Here is a 20,087-nt window from a genome sequence, read left to right on the forward strand (position 1 = left end):
TCGGCTTTTCCACGATTGTGTTTGTTCTATGATCGGCCAGTGTTGCCGGGGGGCTCTGGCGTTCGTCAGTACTCGGACAACCACTGTGCTGTCCAGGTCGATCGAAGGGCAACGTTCGTGGCAACCACCTCCCCCGCGACGGAAGCGGTGCGGCCGGGCCGTGCCGCCGACGAGGGGCCGAAGACTCCGGGTGAGGCGCCGGCGCGCCGCAGCCTGCCGGTGCTGGCCGCCGCCGTGGCGGCCGCCTGGCTGGTGCCGGCCGTGCTCGTCCCGCTCGGGCTCGGCATCGTGGTGCTCCCGGTGCTGCTGCTCGCGGTCGCCGCGATCATCCGGGTCGGCGGAGGACTCCTCGACCGCCTGGTCGTCGCCGGTCTGATCGTGGTCGGCTCGGTGCTGGTCTCCGGTCTGCTCTTCTCGCTCTGGCCGTTCGGGCTCTCGCCCGTCGCCACCTCCGGCACCCTGCTCACCGCCGTCGCGGTGACCGGCTGGCTCGCCCGCCGCCGGCCGCGGATCCCGCTGCGCTTCCGCCCCTCCGACCTGCTGGTGCTCGGTACCGCCGCCGTCTTCTGGCGCTACCTGCACCACCCGCTGGCCGGGAAGTCCGCCGCCGAGCGGCTCTCCTTCTTCAGCACCGCCGAGGACCGGCTGAACCACTTCTCGTACTTCTCCGGGATCCAGCACGTCGGCGGCTACAACTTCCTGCACCAGGACGCCGCCCGGGCGTACATGATGTCCCCGGCCGAGGTGACCTACCCGCAGGGCACCCACTTCCTGCTGGCCTGGGTGGACTCGCTGGTCCACTCCTCCGCCGACCCCGGCGCCATGCTCGGCGTGATGAACCGGTACCTGCTGTACGTGCTCGTGGCGTACACCCTGCTGGCCACCGCCCTGGTCTGGGCGGCCCGCTGGATCGGCGGCCCGCGGCTGCGCGGCTGGCGCACCGCCGCGGTCTGCGGCACGGTCCTGGCGCTGATGCTCGCCAGCAACTACACCTACCTGGTCATCCACGGCTTCGACTCGACGGTCATCGGCCTGCTGATGCTCGCCGTGACGCTGGCCCTGCTGATCCGCCCGGCCATGGGCCGGACCGAGTACGCGCTGGTCGCGCTCGCGGGCCTGATCACCGTCACCTACGTCTACAACCTGTTCGGCGCCGTGGTCGGCCTCGCCGTGGTGCTCTCCGTCCTGGTGCACCGCCGCAGGTTCGCCGGCGGTACCCGCCGGTGGCTGCGCTACGCGCTGATGGGGGCGGTGGGCCTCGGCCTGGCCGGTCTCCCCAGCGCGGTGTCCGTCCTGTCCGAGCTGGACGTCGCGAGCACCGCGAGCCTGGGCGGCCCGAGCGTCGAGGCGGACCGCACGCTGCTGGTCGGCGGCATGCTGCTGGCCCTGCTCGCGGCCGCCGCCCCGGCCAACCGCCGGACCGGCTCCGGGCGGGCGCACCTCGCCGTGGTGCTCGGCACCGGAACGGTGGTCTTCGGCTTCGGCTGGTACCAGATCAGCACCATAGGCGAGTACTCCTACTACTTCGAGAAGCTGGCCGGCTGCGCGATCGTGGTCGCGCTCATCTCGCTCGGCGCGGTCGGCACCCTGCTGGGCACCCCGGCCCCGGCCCCGGCCGCCTCCCGGCGGGGCCGCCGGCTCGCGAGCGACGGCGTGCTCTCCGGCCTCGCGGTGGCGGCCGCGCTGAGCCTGTTCGCCGGCGTGCAGTGGAACGTCCACTCCTTCAAGGGCGGCCCGGTGGCCTGGCACGCCAACTCGCTGGTCGGCTGGAGCCGAGGCGACGCCTGGAGCGACATCGGCCCCCGCGACGGCGCGACCGTGCTGGCCGACCTGAAGGACATCGAGGGGCCGGTCATGGCCCTGTACTCGAACGACGACTACAAGAACCTGAAGTCGACCTGGCTCGCGGCGCTGCTGCGCGAGCGCGGCGGCGACATGCTCCCGCTGTACGAGACCCACTGGATCAACATCGGTGCGGCCCCGCGTCCGGAGAACGAGTACCAGAAGGCGATGGAGCACGTCCGGCTGGCCATCACCAAGGTGGGGCAGCCGCTGACCATCGTCGTGGTCGACCGCGGGCTGGCCGACCGGATGGGCCGCGAACTCGCCGCCGCCGGCCTGAAGGCCACCGTCGTCGCCATGCCGGACAACCAGTGGATCCACCCGTGGAACAAGAGCTTCCCCGGCGACTGAGCCACCACCCCCGTCAAAGGGGGATCTCGTGCCGCCCGGCTACACTGACGCCCTGTCGTCCCCGCGCCCCCGCGCGCGGGGACCGGTTCGGCTTCGAGCCCACTCGCGAAAGCGTCTCCCGTATGACTGATGCCCCTGCCCTGACGCAGCCGTCGCGTCCCGGGCACAGTGATGCCGTGCCCACCGCTCCCGCCGGAGCGCGCTCCGCGGCCCGCCAGCGCCGGCCCCGGCTCTACGCCCTCGACGGCATGCGGCTGATCGCCGCGCTCACCGTGGTGTCCTTCCACTGGACGGCGTACGTCGGGATCGACGGGGTCTGGCCGGGCAAGACCCCGCGGGAGGTGCTGCCCACGCTCAACCAGTTCGCGTCCTACGGCTGGCTGGGCGTGGAGCTGTTCTTCGTCATCAGCGGCTTCGTGATCTGCATGAGCTGCTGGGGCAAGCGGCCCGGCGACTTCTTCGTCTCCCGGGTGATCCGGCTGTACCCGGCCTACTGGACCGGCGTCGCGCTCACCACGGTCGTCCTGCTGACGTTCACCGAGTACGCCCGGTCCGGTGCGGCGGACGGGCTGGACGCCTCCCGGGTGCTGGCCAACCTCACCATGCTCCAGGAGCCCTTCGGCGTCCACCACGTCGACGGCGTGTACTGGACGCTGTGGGCGGAGATGAAGTTCTACCTGCTCTTCTCCGTCGTGGTGGTCAGGGGCCTGACCTACCGCCGGGTGGTGGCGTTCTGCGGGATCTGGGCGGTGGCGGGCGCGCTCTCCGTCCCGGCGCAGATACCGCTGCTGACCACCCTGGCCATGCCGGACCAGGCGCCGTTCTTCATCGCGGGCATCGCGATGTTCCTGATGTACCGCTTCGGCCAGAACCTGCTGCTCTGGGGGATCGTGGGCTTCAGCTGGATGCTGGCCCTCTCCCGGATCAACTCGATCAAGGTCCTGTACGAGAGCGTCCTCGGCTACCACCTGTCCTGGAACGTCATCGCGGGCGTGATGACCCTGGCGTTCGCACTGGTGCTCGCCGCCGCCCTGGGCTGGTTCAATTGGGCGTCGTGGAAGTGGCTCACCGTCGCCGGTGCGCTCACCTATCCCGTTTACCTGATCCACCAGGAGATCGGCTGGACGATCATCCACTTCGCCCAGACCCAGGGCCTCGGGGTCCGCGGGGCCCTGGCGGTGGCACTGACGGTCATCCTGGTCACCGCGTGGCTGATCCATCGCTTGGTCGAGCGGCCGCTCTCCGGAGCCCTGAAGAAGGGCCTGGACCGCTCGATGCTCACCCTGCGCCGGGCCTCCGACGAGCCCGGACGCACCCCGAGCTGACCGGCCCCCCAGCCGGCGCCCGGTCTACCGCACAGATCTTCATGGAATAGGCGAACAACGATGGACAATGCAGTAGTGCCGGCGGCCTGGCCGGGGGACTCGGCTCCCCCGTTGCTGTCGGTGGTCATCCCGATCTACAACGAGCAGGAGGCCCTGCCGCTGACGGTCCAGCGGCTGCGGCCGATCCTGGACGGTCTGTCCGTCACCTACGAGGTCGTGGGCATCGACGACGGCAGCACCGACGCCACCCCGGCGATCATGCAGAAGATCCACCAGGACTGGCCGGAGTTCCGCATCGTCCGGTTCGCCCGCAACTCCGGGCACCAGGCCGCGCTCACCGCGGGCATCCACCGGGCCTTCGGCGACTACGTCGTCTCCATCGACGCCGACCTCCAGGACCCGCCGGAGAAGATCCCGGAGATGCTCTCCCTCGCCCGGGAGCAGAACCTGGACATCGTCTACGGCGTGCGCGGCGACCGCGGCACCGACACCTTCTTCAAGCGCCGCACGGCCGGCGCCTACTACTGGCTGATGCGCAAGCTGGTCGGCAAGAAGATGCCGAACCAGGCCGGCGACTACCGCCTGCTCAGCCGCGCCGCCGTCGACGCGCTCAAGTCGCTGCCCGAGCACCAGCCGGTGTACCGCCTGCTGGTGCCGTGGCTGGGCTTCCCGAGCGGCGAGGTGGTCTACGTCCGCGAGGAGCGGGTCGCCGGCAGCACCCACTACCCGCTGTCGAAGATGATCCGGCTGGCCATCGACAGCATCACCAACTTCTCCGCGAGCCCGCTGCGGCTGGCCACCTGGCTGGGCCTGCTGAGCTTCGTGCTCTGCTTCGGCCTGGGCGTCTACACCACGGTCGAGTACGCGCTCGGCGAGACCGTCCCCGGCTGGTCCTCGCTGTTCATCGGCATGCTCTTCCTCGGCGCGGTGCAGCTGGTCTGCATCGGTCTGCTGGGCGAGTACGTGGGCCGGATCTACTCCGCCGCCCAGTCCCGCCCGGCCTACTTCATCGGCTACGACTCGGCGGAGGACCCCCGTACGCGGTCCTCGAAGGCCCCCGAGTACGTGGCGTGACCCCCTCCCGTCCCGCGGCCGTCCGCCGCGGGACGGGCCCCGGGCCCCGCCGCAGGCCGGCACGCGGCCACAGGAAGAGAAGAGCGATGGGTACCACTGACAGCACCGCCTCCGCGCCGCTCCGCAGCCCGGAGCAGGGCGTCGACGCGCCCGGCACCCCCGGGCGGCGTCCGTCCGCGGCGTTGCGGTTCCTGCCCGCCGGCGCGGCGTACCTGGTGCTGGTGGCCGTGCTGCTGAAGTCCGGCACCGCGCCGCTCGACGTCGCCAAGTACACCGGCTACGCGGTCTGGGCGGTCGTCCTGCCCGGCACGCTGGTGTTCCGCGCGCTCCGCCGCCGGCCGCACACCCTGGTCGAGGACCTCGCGTTCGGCGCCGTCGTCGGCCTCGTGCTGGAGCTCGCCGCCTGGGCGCTGCTGGTCTCGCTCGGCCTGCAGTCGCTGGCCCTGGCCTGGCCGCTCGCCGTCGTGGTGCCCTTCGCGGCCGTCCCGGCCCTGCGCCGGCACTGGCGCCCGAGCGGTTACCGGATCCCGTCCACGGCCTGGTCCTGGGCGGTCGCCGCGACGGTCGCGTTCACCAGCCTCTACCTGTACGTCGTCGCGCTGCGGACCAACCCGATCGTCCCGGACAGCGAGACCACCCGGCAGTACATCGACCTGCCGTACCTGCTGTCGCTGGCCGGCAACGCCAAGCACCACGTCCCGCTGACCTTCCCGCAGGCGGCGGGCGAGCCGCTGAACTACCACTGGTTCACCTTCGCCCACATGGCGATGACCAGCATGGTCGGCGACATCGACCTGGCCGTGGTCCAGATGCGCCTCATGGTGCCGGCGCTCTCGGCGCTCGCCATGGTCGTCGCCGCCGTCACCGCCTGGCGGCTCACCGCCCGGCCGTGGAGCGGCCCGGTGGCCGCCGCGCTGGTCTTCGCGATCGGCGAGTTCACGGTCAACTACCCGGCGGACGTCAACAGCTGGGTCTTCGGCGCGCTCTCGGTGCCGCTGATGTCCTGGGCCAGCCTCTCGCTCACCTACAGCCTGCCGCTGCTGCTGGCGCTGATCGCCGCGGTGGGGGACCGGCTGCGGGGCGCGGACGCGGACGCGGCCGTCCCGGGCTTCGGCCGCGGCGCCTTCGTCCTGGCCGGGCTGTTCGCCCTGGCCTCCAGCGCGGCCAAGGCCAGCTCGCTGCCGGTGACCCTGGCCGGTCTGGCCTTCGCCGGCGCGGTGGTGCTGCTGGTCGAGCGGCGGATCCCGTGGAACATCGTCGGTCTCGGCGCGGTCCTCGGCGCTGCCCAGGTGTTCACCACCGCGGTGATCTTCCGCTTCGAGAGCTACGGCCTGGAAGTCGTCCCTTTCGGGAACATCAAGGGGTACTGGGCGGACCCGCAGCAGCTGCGCTCGGCCCCGGTCCAGGCCGGGGTGGTGCTGCTGACCGTCGGCGCGTTCGTGCTCAACCACCAGCTGCGGGTGGCCGGCCTGGTGCCGCTGCTGTGGCGCCGCCGGCTGGCCCTGCAGCCGGTGCAGTGGTTCCTGCTCGGCGGCGCGCTGGCCGGTCCGGCGCTCTACTTCGTGGTCAACGGCTTCAACGCGAGCTACTTCACGCTGGCCGGGCTGCCGTTCGGCATCCTCCTGTCGGCCTGGGGCTACGCGGAGAGCGTCGAGCGGGCCCGGCTGTCGCGGCGGGCCGCGATCGCGCTGGCCGCCGGCACGGTGCTCTTCGTCGCCCTGCTGACCTGGGGCATCCAGCGGTACTCGCGGGACTGGGCCGAGTTCGTGCTGCGGAACACCGGCGACCTCACCCAGCCGCGCACCTACGCCGCGCTGCTGCCGGCGGTGGCCGCCGCCGCGGCGCTGGCGGGGATCGCCCTGGTGGGAGGGCTGCTCTGGTGGGCGCTCGGCCGCCGGGCGGTGCCGGGGCTGCGCCGTCGCGGCGGGCTGGTCCTGCTCACCGGCGTGCTGGTGGCCGGCGCGCCGACCCTGCTGCTGGACGGCCTGCAGACCCGTGAGCACGTCTGGGAGAGCGCCTGGCCGATGCCGGCCGGCCAGGTGCAGGCGGCCCGCTGGGTCCGCGAGCACAGCGAGCCGGACGACGTCCTGGCCACCAACACCCACTGCCGGCCCGAGGACGACTACGCCGACCCCAACCGGGGCTGCGGCAACGCGCTCTCGTTCTGGCTCAGCGGCTACTCCGAGCGCTCGGTGCTGGTCGAGGGCTGGGCGTACTCGCCGCGCGTCATGGCCGCCGGCAACGGCGCGTTCTGGGACGAGCCGCTGCTGCGGCTCAACGACGAGGTCTTCCACCGGCCGACCGCGGAGAACGTCGGCCGGCTCCGGGACGAGCACCACGTCCGCTACCTGGTGGCCGACCGCAAGGCCGGGGCCGACACCGCCGCGCTGGGCGCGCTGGCCAGGCCCGTGTACGACAACGGCCGCGTGGCCGTGTTCGAGTTGTCCTGATCGACCTGCCGATGAACGAGCCCAGGGGAGCCAACATGCCGCCGACCGCCGAGCCCACCGTGGCGCCGGAGACCGCCGCCGGCGGACCGGGGGCGACCACCACCGCCAAGCGCCAGATCCCGTCCTTCCTGATCATCGGGGTCCTGAGCACGCTGTTCTACCTGCTGCTCTACGTGGTCGCCCGGCGCTTCGTGGACCCGCAGGCCGCCAACCTGATCGCCCTCGCGGTCAGCGCCGTCGCGAACACCGCCGCCAACCGGCGGTTCACCTTCGGCATCACCGGCTCGGACGGGGCGCTGCGCCACCAGCTCCAGGGCGCCGTGGCCTTCCTCATCGGCCTCGCGCTGAGCGCCGGCGTGCTCGCCCTGCTCGACGTCGCCGTCCCGGACGCCTCCAAGGTGGTCGAGGTGGGCGGCCTGATCGTCGCCAACGGCCTGGCCACCGTCGCCCGGTTCGTGCTGATGAAGATCTGGGTGTTCCGCACCAGGTAGGGATTCACCAGGAGTTCATCCCGCGCGCGCCCCGGCCCGGCGCGGGAACGCGATCGCCCCCGGCCCGCCGAAGCGGACCGGGGGCGATCGCCGTCGGTACGGGGTCAGCCGAGGGCCGGGGTGCGGCGCACCTCGTCCTCCCAGAGGGTGCGCACCGCCTCGCGCAGCTCGCGCCGGGGGGTCCAGCCCAGCGCCTTCGCGATCGCGGTGACGTCCAGCTGCTGCCACTCGGTCTCCGGGCCGGTGCCCTCCGGCGCCGGGACCTCGGTGATCTTCGTCGGGACGCCGCTGACCTCGATCAGCAGCTCGACCAGCTCGCGCGCCGAACTCGCCCGGCCGAGGCCGACGTTGAGCACGGCCGGAGCCTGCGGGGCGGACGGCAGGGCGGCGACGATCGCGTCGACGGTGTCCTGCAGGTCGACGAAGTCCCGCTGGGCGGTGAGCGGCTGCAGGGACAGCTCGGCCTCGGTGCCGGCGGCCCGGGCGGCCGCCAGCTTGCCCGCCATGACGCCGAGCAGGCTGTGCGAGGGCTGGCCGGCGCCGACGACGTTGCCGAGCCGCAGCACGACGGCGTCGAGCCCGTCCCGGCGCACGGCGTCCGCGATCAGCTCGGTGGCCTTGAGCTTGAGCTCCCCGTACGCCATGGACGGGTGGGGCTCGGAGTCCTCGGCGAGGCTGACGCCGATCGGGCACAGGCCGTACTCGTGCACCGTGCCGAGGTGGACCAGGCGCGGGGGAGCGGCCATCGACCGCAGCGCCTCCAGCAGGCCGGTGACCATGCCGACGTTGGCGCCGACCATCTGCTCGTCGGTGAGGCCCCACATGCCGCCGGCCGCGTTGACCACCACGTCGATCCGGTGCTCCTCCAGCAGCGCGGCGAGCGCGGCCGGCGGGTCGTCGGTCAGGTCCAGCCGGGCGAAGTCGCCGGGCAGGGCGTCGGCCGGCTCCTTGCGGGCGACGGTGAGCAGGTGGTGGCCCCGCTCGGCGAGGGTGGCGAGGATGGTGCGGCCGATGAAGCCGGTGCCGCCGAGAACGGCGACCCGGGGGAGAGCTGAGCTGGTGGCGGCCATGGCCTCTGGTTCCGGTAGGTCGGGTACGGGACGGTGGGGCGGAGGGTGGCTCAGTAGCGGTCGTTGCCGGCGACGTGCCGCAGCAGGGTCCTGGTGCCCTCGCTGTGCCGGCTCTTGACCGCGCCCGGCACCATGGTGAGCGCGTGGATCCGGGAGGACAGGTGCAGCCGGGAGGCCTTGGCGGCCCGCGGCCAGCCGTGCGCGTCCAGCCGGTCGGCGACGTCCCGGAAGAAGCGGTTGGCCTCCTCGAAGCGGACGCCGGTGAAGGCCTGAGCGGAGGAGATGCTCACCGCGTGCCGGCGGTACTGGAAGATGACCTTGTCGGTGATCATCATCTGCTCGCCGGCCTGGAGCAGGTCGATGACCAGCGCCAGGTCCTGGGTGACCTCCAGGTTGTCCCGGAAGCCGACCGCCTTCACGGCCTCGGTGCGCCAGCAGATGGAGGGGAAGAACAGCCAGTTGCCGCGGAGCAGGCTGGTGGCCAGCTCCTCCCCGCTCATCTGCTTGCGGCCGTTCACCTTGGGCGCGTAGATCCGCTTCTTGGCCTGGTCCACCAGCCCGTCGGTGGGCCTGCCCTCGCCGTCGATGACCTGGACGCCCGGCTGGACCATGCCGATGTCCGGGTTGTCCTTGAGGACGGCGCGGACGTTCTCCACGTAGTCCGGCAGCATGATGTCGTCGGTGCCCATCATGACGAAGTGCTGCTCGCGCACCAGGCCGAGGCACTTGCGGTAGTTGCCGGTGACGCCGAGGTTCTGCTCGTTGCGCTGGTAGGAGACGCGCTCGTCGCCGAGTTCGGCGAACCAGCCCGGGACGTCCGGTTCCTTGCCGTCGTCCACCACGGTGAGCCGCCAGTTCGGGTCGCTCTGGGCCAGGATGCTGCGTACGGCCGCCTGCATGAGGGCGACGTTGCCGTAGTAGGGCAGCATGATGTCAAGAGTTGTCATGAGCGGCGCACCTGGTGTTTTCCGGGTAGGAGGGGACGGCGAGAAGGCTACTGGCCCGCGAGCGAACGCCGGTAGCGCAGGCACTCCTCGTAGTCCGGCAGCAGGCCGGTCTCGATGGCCTCGGCCAGGGTCGGGGCGGCGGCGTCCCGGGCGGACAGCTGCGGGGTGCCGGCCGGCCACTCGATCGCCAGGTCGGGGTCCAGCGGGTGCACCGCGTGCTCGCCGGTCGGGTTGTAGGTCTCGGAGCAGACGTAGGAGAGCGTGGCGTCGTCGCTCAGCGCGCAGAAGCCGTGGCCGAGGCCCTCGGAGATGTACACCGAGCGGCGGTCGACGTCGTCGAGCCGGACGAACTCCCAGCGGCCGAAGGTCGGCGAGCCGACCCGCAGGTCGACGACGACGTCCAGCACGGCGCCGCGCACGCAGCTGACGTACTTGGCCTGGCCGGGCGCGACGTCGGCGAAGTGGACGCCCCGGACGACGTCCTTGGCGGACACCGAGAGGTTGCCCTGGGCCATCCGCAGCGGGTGGCCGACCACCTCGGACAGCCGGTCGAAGCGGTACCACTCCATGAACAGGCCGCGCGGGTCGCCGTGCAGCTGCGGGGTGATCTCCCAGGCGCCCTCGATCGAGAGCTCGCGGAACTTCATCGGGCGGCCTCCTCGTCGAGCAGGTTCACCAGGTACTGGCCGTAACCGCTCTTCAGCAGCGGTTCCGCCAGCTCGCGCAGCTGCTCGGACGAGACGAAGCCGGCCCGCCAGGCGGCCTCCTCGACGCAGCCGATCTTGAAGCCCTGGCGCTCCTCGATGACCCGGACGAACTCCGAGGCCTGCACCATCGAGACGAAGGTGCCGGTGTCCAGCCACGCGGTGCCGCGGTCCAGGACGGTCACCTGGAGCTCGCCGCGCTGCAGGTAGGCCTCGTTGACCGCGGTGATCTCCAGCTCGCCGCGGGCGCTCGGGGTGATCGAGCGGGCGATCTCCACCACGCGGTTGTCGTAGAAGTACAGGCCGGGCACCGCGTAGCGGGACTTCGGCCGGACCGGCTTCTCCTCGATGGAGATGACCTGGCCGGACTCGTCGAACTCGACCACGCCGTACGCGGTCGGGTCGGCCACCGGGTACGCGAAGACCATGCCGCCCTTGGGGTCGGTCCGCTGCGCGAGCCGCGTGCCCAGGCCGCTGCCGTGGAAGATGTTGTCGCCGAGGATCAGCGCGACCGGCTCGTCGCCGATGAAGTCGGCGCCCAGCACGAAGGCCTGGGCGATGCCCTCGGGGCGCTCCTGGACGGCGTACTGGAGGTCCAGTCCGAGCTGCGAGCCGTCGCCGAGCAGGCGCTCGAACTGCTCCCTGTCCTGGGGCGTCGTGATGATCAGGATCTCGCGGATGCCCGCCATGATCAGCGTCGAGAGCGGGTAGTAGATCATCGGCTTGTCGAAGACCGGGAGGAGCTGCTTCGAGACTGCCCGGGTGAGGGGCCAGAGGCGGGAACCGGTGCCGCCCGCAAGAAGAATGCCGCGCATGGCGCACACCTTACGTGGCCTGCCGTCCCCGGCCACAACCGCCTTCGGACGCCCACGCATCACCGTCCCGGACCCCGGGAAGAGGGTCTGCGCGCGCGCACTATACTCAGCCGCACTATGCGTATCCTCGTCACCGGCGGCGCCGGATTCATCGGGTCCCAGTTCGTCCGCGCGCTGCTGTCGGCGGATCCCGCGGCGCGCGTCACCGTCTTCGACAAGCTGACCTACTCCGGCGTCGAGGAGAACCTCGCGCCCGTCGCGGACCACCCGGGCTACTCCTTCGTCCGCGGCGACATCTGCGACATCGACGCCGTCGACCAGGCCATGCCGGGCCACGACGCGGTCGTGCACTTCGCGGCCGAGTCGCACGTCGACCGCTCCATCGCCGGCGCCGGCCCGTTCGTGATGACCAACGTCGTCGGCACCCAGGTGCTGCTGGACGCGGCCCGCAAGCACGGCGTCGGCCGCTTCGTGCACGTCTCCACCGACGAGGTCTACGGCTCCATCACCGAGGGCTCCTGGACCGAGGAGTGGCCGCTCGCGCCGAACTCCCCGTACTCCTCCTCGAAGGCCGGCTCGGACCTGCTCGCGCTGGCGTACCACCGCACCCACGGCATGGACGTGGTGGTCACCCGCTGCTCCAACAACTACGGGCCGTACCAGTTCCCCGAGAAGGTCATCCCGCTCTTCACCACCAACCTGATCGACGGCAAGCGCGTCCCGCTGTACGGCGACGGCGGCAACATCCGCGACTGGCTGCACGTCTCGGACCACTGCCGCGGCATCGACCTGGCGCTGCGCAAGGGCCGGGCCGGCCAGGTCTACAACATCGGCGGGGGCGTCGAGCTGACCAACAAGGAGCTCACCGGCCTGCTGCTGGAGGCCGCCGGCCAGGGCTGGGACATGGTCGACCGGGTCGAGGACCGCAAGGGCCACGACCTGCGCTACTCGCTGGACATCAGCAAGATCCGCGAGGAGCTCGGCTACGAGCCGCAGGTCACCTTCGAGGAGGGCCTCGCCTCGACCATCGCCTGGTACCGCGAGAACCGCGCCTGGTGGGAGCCGCTCAAGGTGAGGGCCGCGCAGCAGTCGTGAACCAACAGGGCAGTGCGGCGCCCGCGCGCCGCTCCCCGCTGGCCAAGGTCGTCAGCGCTCTTCCCCCGGGCACCCAGCTGGTGATCGGGGGAACGGTGCTGCTCGGCGCCGCCTCCTACGTCCACCTGATGGCGGCCGGCTACAGCCTCGGCAAGCCGGAGATGGCCCTGGTCTCGCTGCTCTGGACGATCCTCATGTGGGTCGGCCTCGGGCTCTTCTTCCCGGTCGAGCAGGAGCTCACCCGGATCGTCGCCGCCCGCCGGGCCGGCGGCCAGGGCACCGCGCCGGTCGTCCGCCGGATCCTGCTGCTCACCGCCGGGATGCTGGTGGTGCTGGTGGCCGGCATGGCGGTCGCCGCCCGCCCGCTCGCGGACACCTTCTTCGACGGCCACCGCAGCATGGTGGTGGCGCTGGCCGCGGCCTTCGGCGCGATGGCGGTCAGCAACGTCAGCCGCGGCGTGCTGGCCGGCCTCGACCGGTTCGGCGCGTACGGCACCCAGCTCGCGGTGGACGGCGCGCTGCGCATCGCGCTGGCGGTCGGCTGCGCGCTGGCCGGCGTCCGCTCGCCGCTCGCCTTCGCGCTGATCCTCACCGTCGCGCCGCTGGTGGGCGTGGTGGCCACGCTCCGGCCGCTGCTCGCCGGGGTCCAGGCCGGACCGGCGGTCAAGTGGTCCACCCTCACCTCGGGCCTGGCCCCGCTGATCGCCTCCACCCTGCTGTCCCAGGTGGTCGTGAACGTCGCGGTGGTCTCCACCAAGCTGCTCGCGCCGGACGACGCCGCCCTGGTGGCCGGCCTGCTGAACGCCGTCGTCCTCGCCCGGGTGCCGCTGTTCGTCTTCGGCTCGCTCCAGGCCTCGCTGCTGGCCGGGCTGTCCACCGCGGCGGCGGCCGGCGACCGGGCCGGATTCTCCAAGCTGCTCGCGCGCACCTGCGGTGTGGTCACCGTGCTCGGCGTGGCGGGCGGCATCCCCGCGACCCTGCTCGGGCCGTGGCTGATCCAGGTGCTCTTCAAGGCCGACGACGTGCTCGGCTCGCTGGACTTCCTCTGGATGTCGGCCGGCACGCTGTGCTACATGCTCGCCATGGTGCTCGGCCAGGCGCTGCTCGTCCTGCACCGCCACCGTCTCCAACTGCTCGGCTGGGCGGTGGGAACCGTTGCCCTGATCGTCACCACCCTGCTGCCCGGACCGATCGCGACCCGGGTCTGCCTCGCCTACACTATGGGTTCGCTGGCCGCGGTCTGCTGCATGCTCGCCGCACTGTGGCTGACCTTCCTGCGGCGGTCGCCCGGCGCGCCGGCCGACCAGGGCGGCCCGGTCCGCCCCTCGCTCGTGGATTCGGTATGACCGTCAAGGCGCAGCTCCCCACCATCATCCGATCCCGCCGCGATCCGCGGCTGCACGACGCGGCATGGAGTCACGATGTCCGACTATGACGATGTGTGGCTGGTCATCCCCGCCTACAACGAGGGAACCGTCATCGCCGATGTGATCGAGAACGCGCGCAAGACGTTCCCCAACATCGTCGTGATCGACGACGGCTCGACCGACAACTCGGCCGAGACCATCATGACCACCGGCGCGCACCTCGTGCAGCACCCGGTCAACCTCGGCCAGGGCGCCGCGCTGCAGACCGGTTTCAACTACGCGCTCAAGCAGCCGGGCGCCAAGTACTTCGCCACCTTCGACGCGGACGGCCAGCACCAGACGCACGACGTCGAGAAGATGGTCGCCCTGCTCCGGGCCGACGAGGCCGACGTGGTCCTCGGCTCCCGCTTCATCGAGCAGACCGGCGAGGTGCCGTGGATCAAGCGCGTGGTCCTGCGGACCGCGGCGACGATCAGTCCCACCGCGCGCAAGCTCAACCTGACGGACTCGCACAACGGCCTGCGGGTGATCAACCGCAAGGCCGCGTCCGCGCTTCGCATCACCATGAACGGCATGGCTCACGCCTCCGAGATCGTGGCCACGCTGGCCTCCTCGGACCTGCGCGTCATGGAGGTCCCGGTGGACATCCTGTACACCGAGTACTCCCGCTCCAAGGGCCAGTCGTTGATCAACGGCGTCAACATCCTCTTCGACATCTCGCTCAGGGAGCGTGGCCGCAAGTGAAGTACCTCTGGATCCAGCTGCTCCTCATGGCCGGCACGGGCGTGCTCGTGTACGCCTTCATCCGCCGCTGGGACGCCGCGCACACCCGTGCGTGGAAGCGGATGGCGTTCTTCGCCTTCGTGATCGCCAACGTGTACGCCGTCCTCCGGCCGCAGGACGTCACCTGGATCGCCAACAAGCTGGGCGTCGGGCGCGGCACCGACCTGGTGCTCTACCTGCTCGTGGTGGCGATGGCCTTCATGACGCTGAACACCTTCATGCGCTTCCGCTCGTTGGAGAAGAAGCTCACCGACCTGGCCCGCACCGTCGCCGTCAACGACGGCCAGCGGGTCAACAAGGAGCGCTTCGCCGAGGACGACGCCGTCCTCCCGGTCGGCTCCGAGCGGTAGTCCGCACCCCGCGGGGCGCACCCGTACAACCCGTCCGACGGAAAAGGGACTGAGATGACGAACCTGGCCGCCGGAACGGTCAGTACCGAGAGTCCGGAGCTCGAACCCGCCGGCGCGGCCGCCCCGGTCGCTCCGGCGGGGGAGGCCAGGCCCGGCCTGCTGACCCGGCGCTGGGCCCAGATCACCGCCGAGGTCGTGGTCAGCGTCGTCGCGGCCCTCGGTTTCACGCTGCTCTGCAGCCGGATCGACGTCAACCCGCTGAACCGGATCGGCCAGGTCAGCGGGCTGGCGAAGATCCAGCAGTACGTCGCGATCGTCGGCCTGCCGCTGCTCGCGGTGCTGCTGTTCACCGCCTACCGGGGCACCCTGCGCCGGCACCGGCTCACCCAGCGGCTGGTCTGCGCCGCGCTGGCCGGCCTGTCGACCGGCGTGATCGCCGGCGGTGTCGTCGTCGCCCTCAACGGGACCCCCTGGCCGCTCGGCGGCCAGGAGGGCGACCCGAGCGTCCTGGTCCACATGGCCACCGGGATGCTGGACGACAAGGGCCTGCCCGGGGTCTACCCGCCCGGCTTCCCGGCGCTGATCGCGCTCTGGGCGAAGATCCGCTACCACGGGGTCGGCGGTGAGGGCTTCGCCCTGCACGACCTGCAGATCCTCTTCAGCGCGCTGGTCGGGCCGATGAGCTACCTGGCCTGGCGGCTGCTGCTGCGGCCGTTCTGGGCGCTGCTGATCGCGCTGCCGGCCGCGGTGGTCTTCCTGGACCCGATCCGCCCGTACAGCCACGTCGTGATGATCATGCTGGTGCCGCTGCTGACCGCGGTGCTGCGCGAGGTCCGCCGGGCCGGCGAGATGTCGACCCGCACGGCGCTGCTGCGCGGTCTGGGCTTCGGCGTGGTCTTCGGCCTGCTGTTCCTCTGGTACTCCGGCTGGTACCTGTGGTCGGCTCCCGGCATCGCCGTGCTGACGCTCTTCGTCTTCCCCTGGCGCGGGGGGCGCACGGCCGTGCGCAACGGGCTCGCGCTGATCGGCACCACCGTGGTGAGCGCCGGGATCGTCGGCTCGCCGCTGCTCTACCAGCTGGCCACGATCGGGGCGGACGTCCCGGACCGGTACGGCTACATCATGGTCTACACCGACCCGACCTACATCATGGGCTGGATGTCCGACCGGGTCGGCCAGACCACCTACCACAACTACCCGGTCTCGGGCGAGCTGGCCGGCCAGAGCGGTTTCGCCGTGCTGCTGATCGTCGGCGTCGGGCTCGGCCTCGGGCTGGGGCTGCGCAGCCTCGCGGTGCGCACGGCCGCCGCCGTGCTGGCCGGCGCCTGGCTGATGCGGTTCACCTTCGCCGGGAAGATGGCGCAGACCGGGACCGTCGCGCTGTACCCCCGGACCACCTGGATCATCCTGTACTGCCTGATGATCCTCGCCGTGCTGGGCCTGATGGCCGCCTACCACCGCGGCAGCGGCTGGCTGGAGCGGGTGCTGCGCAAGGACGACGCGCCGGCCGGTTCGTCGGTGCTCTCCGGCCGGATGCTGCGCCAGTTCGCCGCGGGCCTGGTCTGCGCCCTCGCGCTGTTCGGCACCATGGGCGCCTCCTGGTCGGTCAACCGGTACATGCCGGAGGACGAGAAGGCCGGGACGATGGGGCTCGACGCCTGGCGCGCGCACACCATCAAGAAGGCCGACGGCAGCTGCCCGCGGTACGCGCCCGTCTCGACCTGCGCGGACATCATCATCAAGGACTGGACCCCGGACAAGGACGACAAGAAGTTCGTCTGGTGCGCCGGCGTCCCGACCGAGGACTGGAAGGCGGTCTGCGGCCGCCGCGCTCCCTGGGACAACGGCCCGGCCAAGTAGCCGGGAGCAGCCCGCGCGAGCGCGTCGGGGCCGGTGAGGTGCGCCTCACCGGCCCCGATTGGCTTTCCGGCTCACGCCTGTGGCAGTATGTCCAAGTTGCTCGGTTGAGTGCCGATGCTGCGCGCCTCCCGCCGGGAGGACCGGAAGCGAGTCCCACGTACTCGTCGTTCCCGTGATGGCCGTCAAGCGTGAGTGTTACGCCACGGCAGCTGCGGGGCGAAAGTACGGGAATCTTCCGGGAAGCGTGTGCGGGGCCTCGGCCCGGTTCCCCCCTCCCCGAAAGTTCGAAACCGACGATTTGATCGCCGGTTTTTTGCAAGCGCGAGTGCGACACGCCCGAGCGCGGGGGTCGGCGGGGGTCGTGCAGTGACTAAGACAGAAGGACTACAAAGTAGCCATGGCGGGACAGAAGATCCGCATCCGGCTCAAGGCCTACGACCACGAGGTCATCGACTCCTCGGCGAAGAAGATCGTCGAGACGGTGATCCGTACTGGTGCGCAGGTCGCGGGCCCGGTGCCGCTGCCCACTGAGAAGAACGTGTACTGCGTCATCCGCTCGCCGCACAAGTACAAGGACTCGCGCGAGCACTTCGAGATGCGTACTCACAAGCGTCTGATCGACATCCTCGACCCCACGCCGAAGACGGTTGACTCGCTCATGCGTCTCGACCTGCCGGCGGGCGTCGACATCGAGATCAAGCTCTGAGAGGCGCACCGAAGATGGCTAAGCAGATTAAGGGCATCCTGGGCGAGAAGCTCGGCATGACCCAGGTCTGGGACGAGAACAACCGGGTCGTCCCGGTGACCGTCGTCAAGGCTGGGCCGAATGTCGTGACCCAGGTCCACACCGCCGACAGCTCGGCCGGCTACGACGCCGTCCAGCTCGGTTTCGGCGAGATCGACCCCCGCAAGGTGAACAAGCCCCTCGCGGGCCACTTCGCCAAGGCCGGCGTCACCCCGCGCCGCCACCTGGTCGAGATCCGTACCTCGGACGCGTCCGAGTACACCCTGGGCCAGGAGCTCACCGCCGAGGTGTTCGAGGCGGGTGTCAAGGTCGACGTGACCGGCACCTCCAAGGGCAAGGGCTTCGCCGGTGTCATGAAGCGCCACAACTTCCGTGGTCTCGGCGCCGGTCACGGCACCCAGCGCAAGCACCGCTCGCCCGGTTCCATCGGTGGCTGCGCCACCCCGGGCCGCGTGTTCAAGGGCCTGCGCATGGCGGGTCGGATGGGCCACGAGCGTGTGACCACCCAGAACCTGACCGTTCACGCGGTCGACGCGGAGAAGGGTCTGCTCCTCATCAAGGGCGCGATCCCGGGCCCGAACGGCGGCCTCGTCCTCGTCCGCACCGCGGCGAAGGGGCTGTGAGGAAATGACCACCATTGACATCCTGTCGCCGGCTGGCGACAAGACCGGCAGCCTTGAGCTCCCGGCCGAGATCTTCGACGCGAAGGTCAGCGTTCCGCTGATGCACCAGGTCGTCGTGGCGCAGCTCGCTGCGGCCCGTCAGGGCACCCACAAGACCAAGACGCGTGGCGAGGTCCGCGGTGGCGGCAAGAAGCCGTACCGCCAGAAGGGCACCGGCCGCGCCCGTCAGGGCTCGACCCGCGCGCCGCAGTTCGCCGGCGGTGGCGTCGTGCACGGTCCCGTGCCGCGCGACTACTCGCAGCGGACCCCGAAGAAGATGATCGCCGCCGCCCTGCGCGGTGCGCTCACCGACCGGGCCCGCCACAACCGCATTCACGTCATCACCGACGTGACCGCGACCGAGGCGCCGTCGACCAAGGCCGCCAAGAGCCTGTTCGGCAAGATCACCGAGCGCAAGAACGTCCTCCTGGTCGTCGAGCGTGCGGACGAGCTGGGCCTGAAGTCCGCTCGCAACCTGCCGAACGTCCACATCCTGGACGCCGGTCAGCTGAACACCTACGACGTGCTCGTCTCCGACGATGTGGTCTTCACCCAGGCCGCCTTCGAGCGTTTCGTGGCCGGTCCGGCCGCGTCCGCCAAGGCCGTTGCCGCTGAGGGCGAGCTCGAAGGGAGCGCCGCCTGATGAGCGACGTTACGAGCAAGACGTTCACGGACCCCCGTGACGTCCTGGTGAAGCCGGTTATCTCCGAGAAGAGCTACAGCCTTCTCGACGAGAACAAGTACACGTTCATCGTGTCGCCGGGCGCCAACAAGACCCAGATCAAGCAGGCCGTCGAGGCCGTCTTCTCGGTCAAGGTCGAGGCTGTCAACACGATCAACCGTCAGGGCAAGCGCAAGCGCTCCAAGACGGGCTTTGGCAAGCGCAAGGACACCAAGCGCGCCATCGTGACGCTGGCCGAGGGCAACCGCATCGACATCTTCGGTGGTCCGACCTCCTGACGGAGGCCGTGATCGTCGATCAAGACGAGGACGAAAATGGGTATCCGCAAGTACAAGCCGACTACGCCGGGCCGTCGTGGCTCGAGCGTGGCCGACTTCGTCGAAATCACGCGGTCCACGCCGGAGAAGTCGCTGGTTCGCCCGCTGCACAGCAAGGGCGGCCGTAACAACGCCGGTCGTGTCACCGCTCGCCACCAGGGTGGCGGTCACAAGCGCGCCTACCGTGTGATCGACTTCCGTCGTCACGACAAGGACGGCGTGCCGGCCAAGGTCGCGCACATCGAGTACGACCCGAACCGCACCGCGCGCATCGCGCTCCTGCACTACGCGGACGGCGAGAAGCGCTACATCATCGCGCCGCGCGGCATCGCGCAGGGTGACCGGATCGAGAACGGCGCTGGCGCCGACATCAAGCCGGGCAACAACCTGCCGCTGCGCAACATCCCGGTCGGTACCACCATCCACGCGGTGGAGCTGCGTCCCGGTGGCGGTGCCAAGCTGGCCCGCTCGGCCGGTTCCGGCATCCAGCTGCTGGCGCGTGAGGGCAAGATGGCGCACCTGCGCATGCCCTCCGGTGAGATCCGCCTGGTCGACGCGCGCTGCCGTGCGACCGTCGGCGAGGTCGGCAACGCCGAGCAGTCGAACATCAACTGGGGCAAGGCCGGCCGTATGCGCTGGAAGGGCGTCCGCCCGACCGTGCGTGGTGTCGCCATGAACCCGATCGACCACCCGCACGGTGGTGGTGAGGGTAAGACCTCCGGTGGTCGCCACCCGGTCTCGCCGTGGGGTAAGCCCGAGGGCCGTACCCGTCGCCCGAACAAGGCGTCGGACAAGCTCATCGTGCGCCGCCGCAAGACCAACAAGAAGCGCTAGGAGCAGGTCAGATGCCGCGCAGTCTTAAGAAGGGCCCCTTCATCGACGGCCACCTCATCAAGAAGGTGGACGCGCAGAACGAGGCCGGCACGCAGAACGTCATCAAGACCTGGTCCCGCCGCTCCGTGATCTCCCCGAGCATGCTCGGCCACACGATCGCGGTTCACGATGGTCGCAAGCACGTCCCGGTGTTCGTCACCGAGTCGATGGTCGGCCACAAGCTGGGCGAGTTCGCTCCGACCCGCACTTTCCGCGGCCACGTCAAGGACGACCGCAAGTCGAAGCGTCGCTAGTCGCCTGAGCTTCACCGCCAGATCGACTCA

The 20,087-nt window shown here is 70.7% G+C and carries 20 protein-coding genes; 16 read left to right on the plus strand and 4 right to left on the minus strand.

The annotated features are described in order from the left end of the window. Positions 1-117: 117 nt before the first annotated feature. The 5 genes from ABT093_RS08755 (at position 118) to ABT093_RS08775 (ending at position 7,533) form a co-directional block, all read left to right on the plus strand. Complete coding sequence (locus ABT093_RS08755; RefSeq protein WP_350561886.1) at positions 118-2,193, plus strand: hypothetical protein; 2,076 nt, start codon at positions 118-120, stop codon at positions 2,191-2,193. A gap of 176 nt (positions 2,194-2,369) precedes the next feature. Next, a complete protein-coding gene (locus ABT093_RS08760) occupies positions 2,370-3,518 on the plus strand; it encodes an acyltransferase family protein (protein WP_350561888.1) in 1,149 nt (382 codons plus the stop codon). 60 nt (positions 3,519-3,578) lie between these two features. Beyond that, positions 3,579-4,592 (plus strand): glycosyltransferase family 2 protein, encoded by a 1,014-nt coding sequence (locus ABT093_RS08765; RefSeq protein WP_350561890.1) that lies wholly within the window; start codon positions 3,579-3,581, stop codon positions 4,590-4,592. 86 nt (positions 4,593-4,678) lie between these two features. Further along, positions 4,679-7,042 carry a hypothetical protein gene (locus tag ABT093_RS08770; RefSeq protein WP_350561892.1) on the plus strand — a complete coding sequence of 788 codons (2,364 nt, stop codon included), beginning with the start codon at positions 4,679-4,681 and terminating at the stop codon, positions 7,040-7,042. Positions 7,043-7,053: 11 nt separating this feature from the next. Next, positions 7,054-7,533: a GtrA family protein gene (locus ABT093_RS08775; protein WP_350561894.1), complete on the plus strand. Its 480-nt coding sequence runs from the start codon at positions 7,054-7,056 to the stop codon at positions 7,531-7,533. A 104-nt stretch (positions 7,534-7,637) separates the two neighbouring features. On the opposite strand, the gene ABT093_RS08780 is transcribed toward ABT093_RS08775, so the two are convergent. Genes ABT093_RS08780 through rfbA form a run of 4 tightly spaced genes read right to left on the minus strand, consistent with a single transcriptional unit; the run spans position 7,638 to position 11,069 of the window. Further along, positions 7,638-8,603 carry an NAD-dependent epimerase/dehydratase family protein gene (locus ABT093_RS08780; RefSeq protein ID WP_350561896.1) on the minus strand — a complete coding sequence of 322 codons (966 nt, stop codon included), beginning with the start codon at positions 8,601-8,603 and terminating at the stop codon, positions 7,638-7,640. 50 nt (positions 8,604-8,653) lie between these two features. Beyond that, on the minus strand, positions 8,654-9,550 hold the full coding sequence (locus tag ABT093_RS08785) for a glycosyltransferase family 2 protein (RefSeq protein ID WP_350561898.1): 897 nt from the start codon (positions 9,548-9,550) through the stop codon (positions 8,654-8,656). A 47-nt stretch (positions 9,551-9,597) separates the two neighbouring features. Further along, positions 9,598-10,197: a dTDP-4-dehydrorhamnose 3,5-epimerase family protein gene (locus tag ABT093_RS08790; RefSeq protein ID WP_350561900.1), complete on the minus strand. Its 600-nt coding sequence runs from the start codon at positions 10,195-10,197 to the stop codon at positions 9,598-9,600. Beyond that, complete coding sequence (gene rfbA, locus ABT093_RS08795; RefSeq protein ID WP_350561902.1) at positions 10,194-11,069, minus strand: glucose-1-phosphate thymidylyltransferase RfbA; 876 nt, start codon at positions 11,067-11,069, stop codon at positions 10,194-10,196. The genes ABT093_RS08790 and rfbA overlap by 4 nt, the downstream gene beginning before the upstream one ends. Positions 11,070-11,186: 117 nt before the next feature. Here rfbA and rfbB point away from each other — a divergent pair, with 117 nt between their 5' ends. From rfbB to rpsS, 11 genes are all read left to right on the plus strand, one after another. Further along, positions 11,187-12,164, plus strand: coding sequence for a dTDP-glucose 4,6-dehydratase (rfbB, locus tag ABT093_RS08800; RefSeq protein ID WP_350561904.1), 978 nt, complete (start codon positions 11,187-11,189; stop codon positions 12,162-12,164). Then, positions 12,161-13,510: a lipopolysaccharide biosynthesis protein gene (locus ABT093_RS08805; protein WP_350561906.1), complete on the plus strand. Its 1,350-nt coding sequence runs from the start codon at positions 12,161-12,163 to the stop codon at positions 13,508-13,510. The genes rfbB and ABT093_RS08805 overlap by 4 nt, the downstream gene beginning before the upstream one ends. A gap of 75 nt (positions 13,511-13,585) precedes the next feature. After that, entirely contained in the window at positions 13,586-14,275 is a 690-nt protein-coding gene (locus ABT093_RS08810; protein ID WP_350561908.1) for a glycosyltransferase family 2 protein, read from the plus strand. Beyond that, a complete protein-coding gene (locus tag ABT093_RS08815) occupies positions 14,272-14,664 on the plus strand; it encodes a DUF2304 domain-containing protein (protein WP_350561910.1) in 393 nt (130 codons plus the stop codon). Before ABT093_RS08810 ends, ABT093_RS08815 begins: the two co-directional genes overlap by 4 nt. Positions 14,665-14,718: 54 nt before the next feature. Next, a complete protein-coding gene (locus ABT093_RS08820) occupies positions 14,719-16,524 on the plus strand; it encodes a hypothetical protein (RefSeq protein ID WP_350561912.1) in 1,806 nt (601 codons plus the stop codon). Positions 16,525-16,921: 397 nt separating this feature from the next. Beyond that, positions 16,922-17,230: a 30S ribosomal protein S10 gene (gene rpsJ / locus ABT093_RS08825; RefSeq protein WP_012785157.1), complete on the plus strand. Its 309-nt coding sequence runs from the start codon at positions 16,922-16,924 to the stop codon at positions 17,228-17,230. 14 nt (positions 17,231-17,244) lie between these two features. Beyond that, complete coding sequence (gene rplC, locus ABT093_RS08830; RefSeq protein WP_350561914.1) at positions 17,245-17,892, plus strand: 50S ribosomal protein L3; 648 nt, start codon at positions 17,245-17,247, stop codon at positions 17,890-17,892. A 4-nt stretch (positions 17,893-17,896) separates the two neighbouring features. Further along, positions 17,897-18,574 carry a 50S ribosomal protein L4 gene (gene rplD / locus ABT093_RS08835; protein ID WP_350561916.1) on the plus strand — a complete coding sequence of 226 codons (678 nt, stop codon included), beginning with the start codon at positions 17,897-17,899 and terminating at the stop codon, positions 18,572-18,574. Next, positions 18,574-18,891, plus strand: coding sequence for a 50S ribosomal protein L23 (rplW, locus tag ABT093_RS08840; protein ID WP_030300381.1), 318 nt, complete (start codon positions 18,574-18,576; stop codon positions 18,889-18,891). The genes rplD and rplW overlap by 1 nt, the downstream gene beginning before the upstream one ends. Positions 18,892-18,927: 36 nt before the next feature. Continuing rightward, positions 18,928-19,764, plus strand: a complete 837-nt coding sequence (gene rplB, locus ABT093_RS08845) for a 50S ribosomal protein L2 (RefSeq protein ID WP_030232466.1) — start codon at positions 18,928-18,930, stop codon at positions 19,762-19,764. Positions 19,765-19,775: 11 nt separating this feature from the next. Continuing rightward, positions 19,776-20,057, plus strand: a complete 282-nt coding sequence (gene rpsS / locus ABT093_RS08850; protein ID WP_035848164.1) for a 30S ribosomal protein S19 — start codon at positions 19,776-19,778, stop codon at positions 20,055-20,057. The last annotated feature ends 30 nt before the right edge of the window (positions 20,058-20,087 follow it).

Source organism: Kitasatospora sp. NPDC002551, from assembly GCF_040296005.1.
Taxonomy (GTDB): Bacteria; Actinomycetota; Actinomycetes; order Streptomycetales; family Streptomycetaceae; genus Kitasatospora.

Excerpts from the sequence above, each read along its gene's own strand:
- ABT093_RS08765 (WP_350561890.1), top strand. The coding sequence starts at position 3,579 with ATGGACAATGCAGTAGTGCCGGCGGCCTGGCCGGGGGACTCGGCTCCC.
- ABT093_RS08770 (WP_350561892.1), top strand. The coding sequence starts at position 4,679 with ATGGGTACCACTGACAGCACCGCCTCCGCGCCGCTCCGCAGCCCGGAG.
- ABT093_RS08775 (WP_350561894.1), top strand. The coding sequence starts at position 7,054 with ATGAACGAGCCCAGGGGAGCCAACATGCCGCCGACCGCCGAGCCCACC.
- ABT093_RS08780 (WP_350561896.1), bottom strand. The coding sequence starts at position 8,603 with ATGGCCGCCACCAGCTCAGCTCTCCCCCGGGTCGCCGTTCTCGGCGGC.
- ABT093_RS08785 (WP_350561898.1), bottom strand. The coding sequence starts at position 9,550 with ATGACAACTCTTGACATCATGCTGCCCTACTACGGCAACGTCGCCCTC.
- ABT093_RS08790 (WP_350561900.1), bottom strand. The coding sequence starts at position 10,197 with ATGAAGTTCCGCGAGCTCTCGATCGAGGGCGCCTGGGAGATCACCCCG.
- rfbA (WP_350561902.1), bottom strand. The coding sequence starts at position 11,069 with ATGCGCGGCATTCTTCTTGCGGGCGGCACCGGTTCCCGCCTCTGGCCC.
- rfbB (WP_350561904.1), top strand. The coding sequence starts at position 11,187 with ATGCGTATCCTCGTCACCGGCGGCGCCGGATTCATCGGGTCCCAGTTC.
- ABT093_RS08810 (WP_350561908.1), top strand. The coding sequence starts at position 13,586 with ATGTCCGACTATGACGATGTGTGGCTGGTCATCCCCGCCTACAACGAG.
- ABT093_RS08820 (WP_350561912.1), top strand. The coding sequence starts at position 14,719 with ATGACGAACCTGGCCGCCGGAACGGTCAGTACCGAGAGTCCGGAGCTC.
- rpsJ (WP_012785157.1), top strand. The coding sequence starts at position 16,922 with ATGGCGGGACAGAAGATCCGCATCCGGCTCAAGGCCTACGACCACGAG.
- rplC (WP_350561914.1), top strand. The coding sequence starts at position 17,245 with ATGGCTAAGCAGATTAAGGGCATCCTGGGCGAGAAGCTCGGCATGACC.
- rplD (WP_350561916.1), top strand. The coding sequence starts at position 17,897 with ATGACCACCATTGACATCCTGTCGCCGGCTGGCGACAAGACCGGCAGC.
- rplW (WP_030300381.1), top strand. The coding sequence starts at position 18,574 with ATGAGCGACGTTACGAGCAAGACGTTCACGGACCCCCGTGACGTCCTG.
- rplB (WP_030232466.1), top strand. The coding sequence starts at position 18,928 with ATGGGTATCCGCAAGTACAAGCCGACTACGCCGGGCCGTCGTGGCTCG.
- rpsS (WP_035848164.1), top strand. The coding sequence starts at position 19,776 with ATGCCGCGCAGTCTTAAGAAGGGCCCCTTCATCGACGGCCACCTCATC.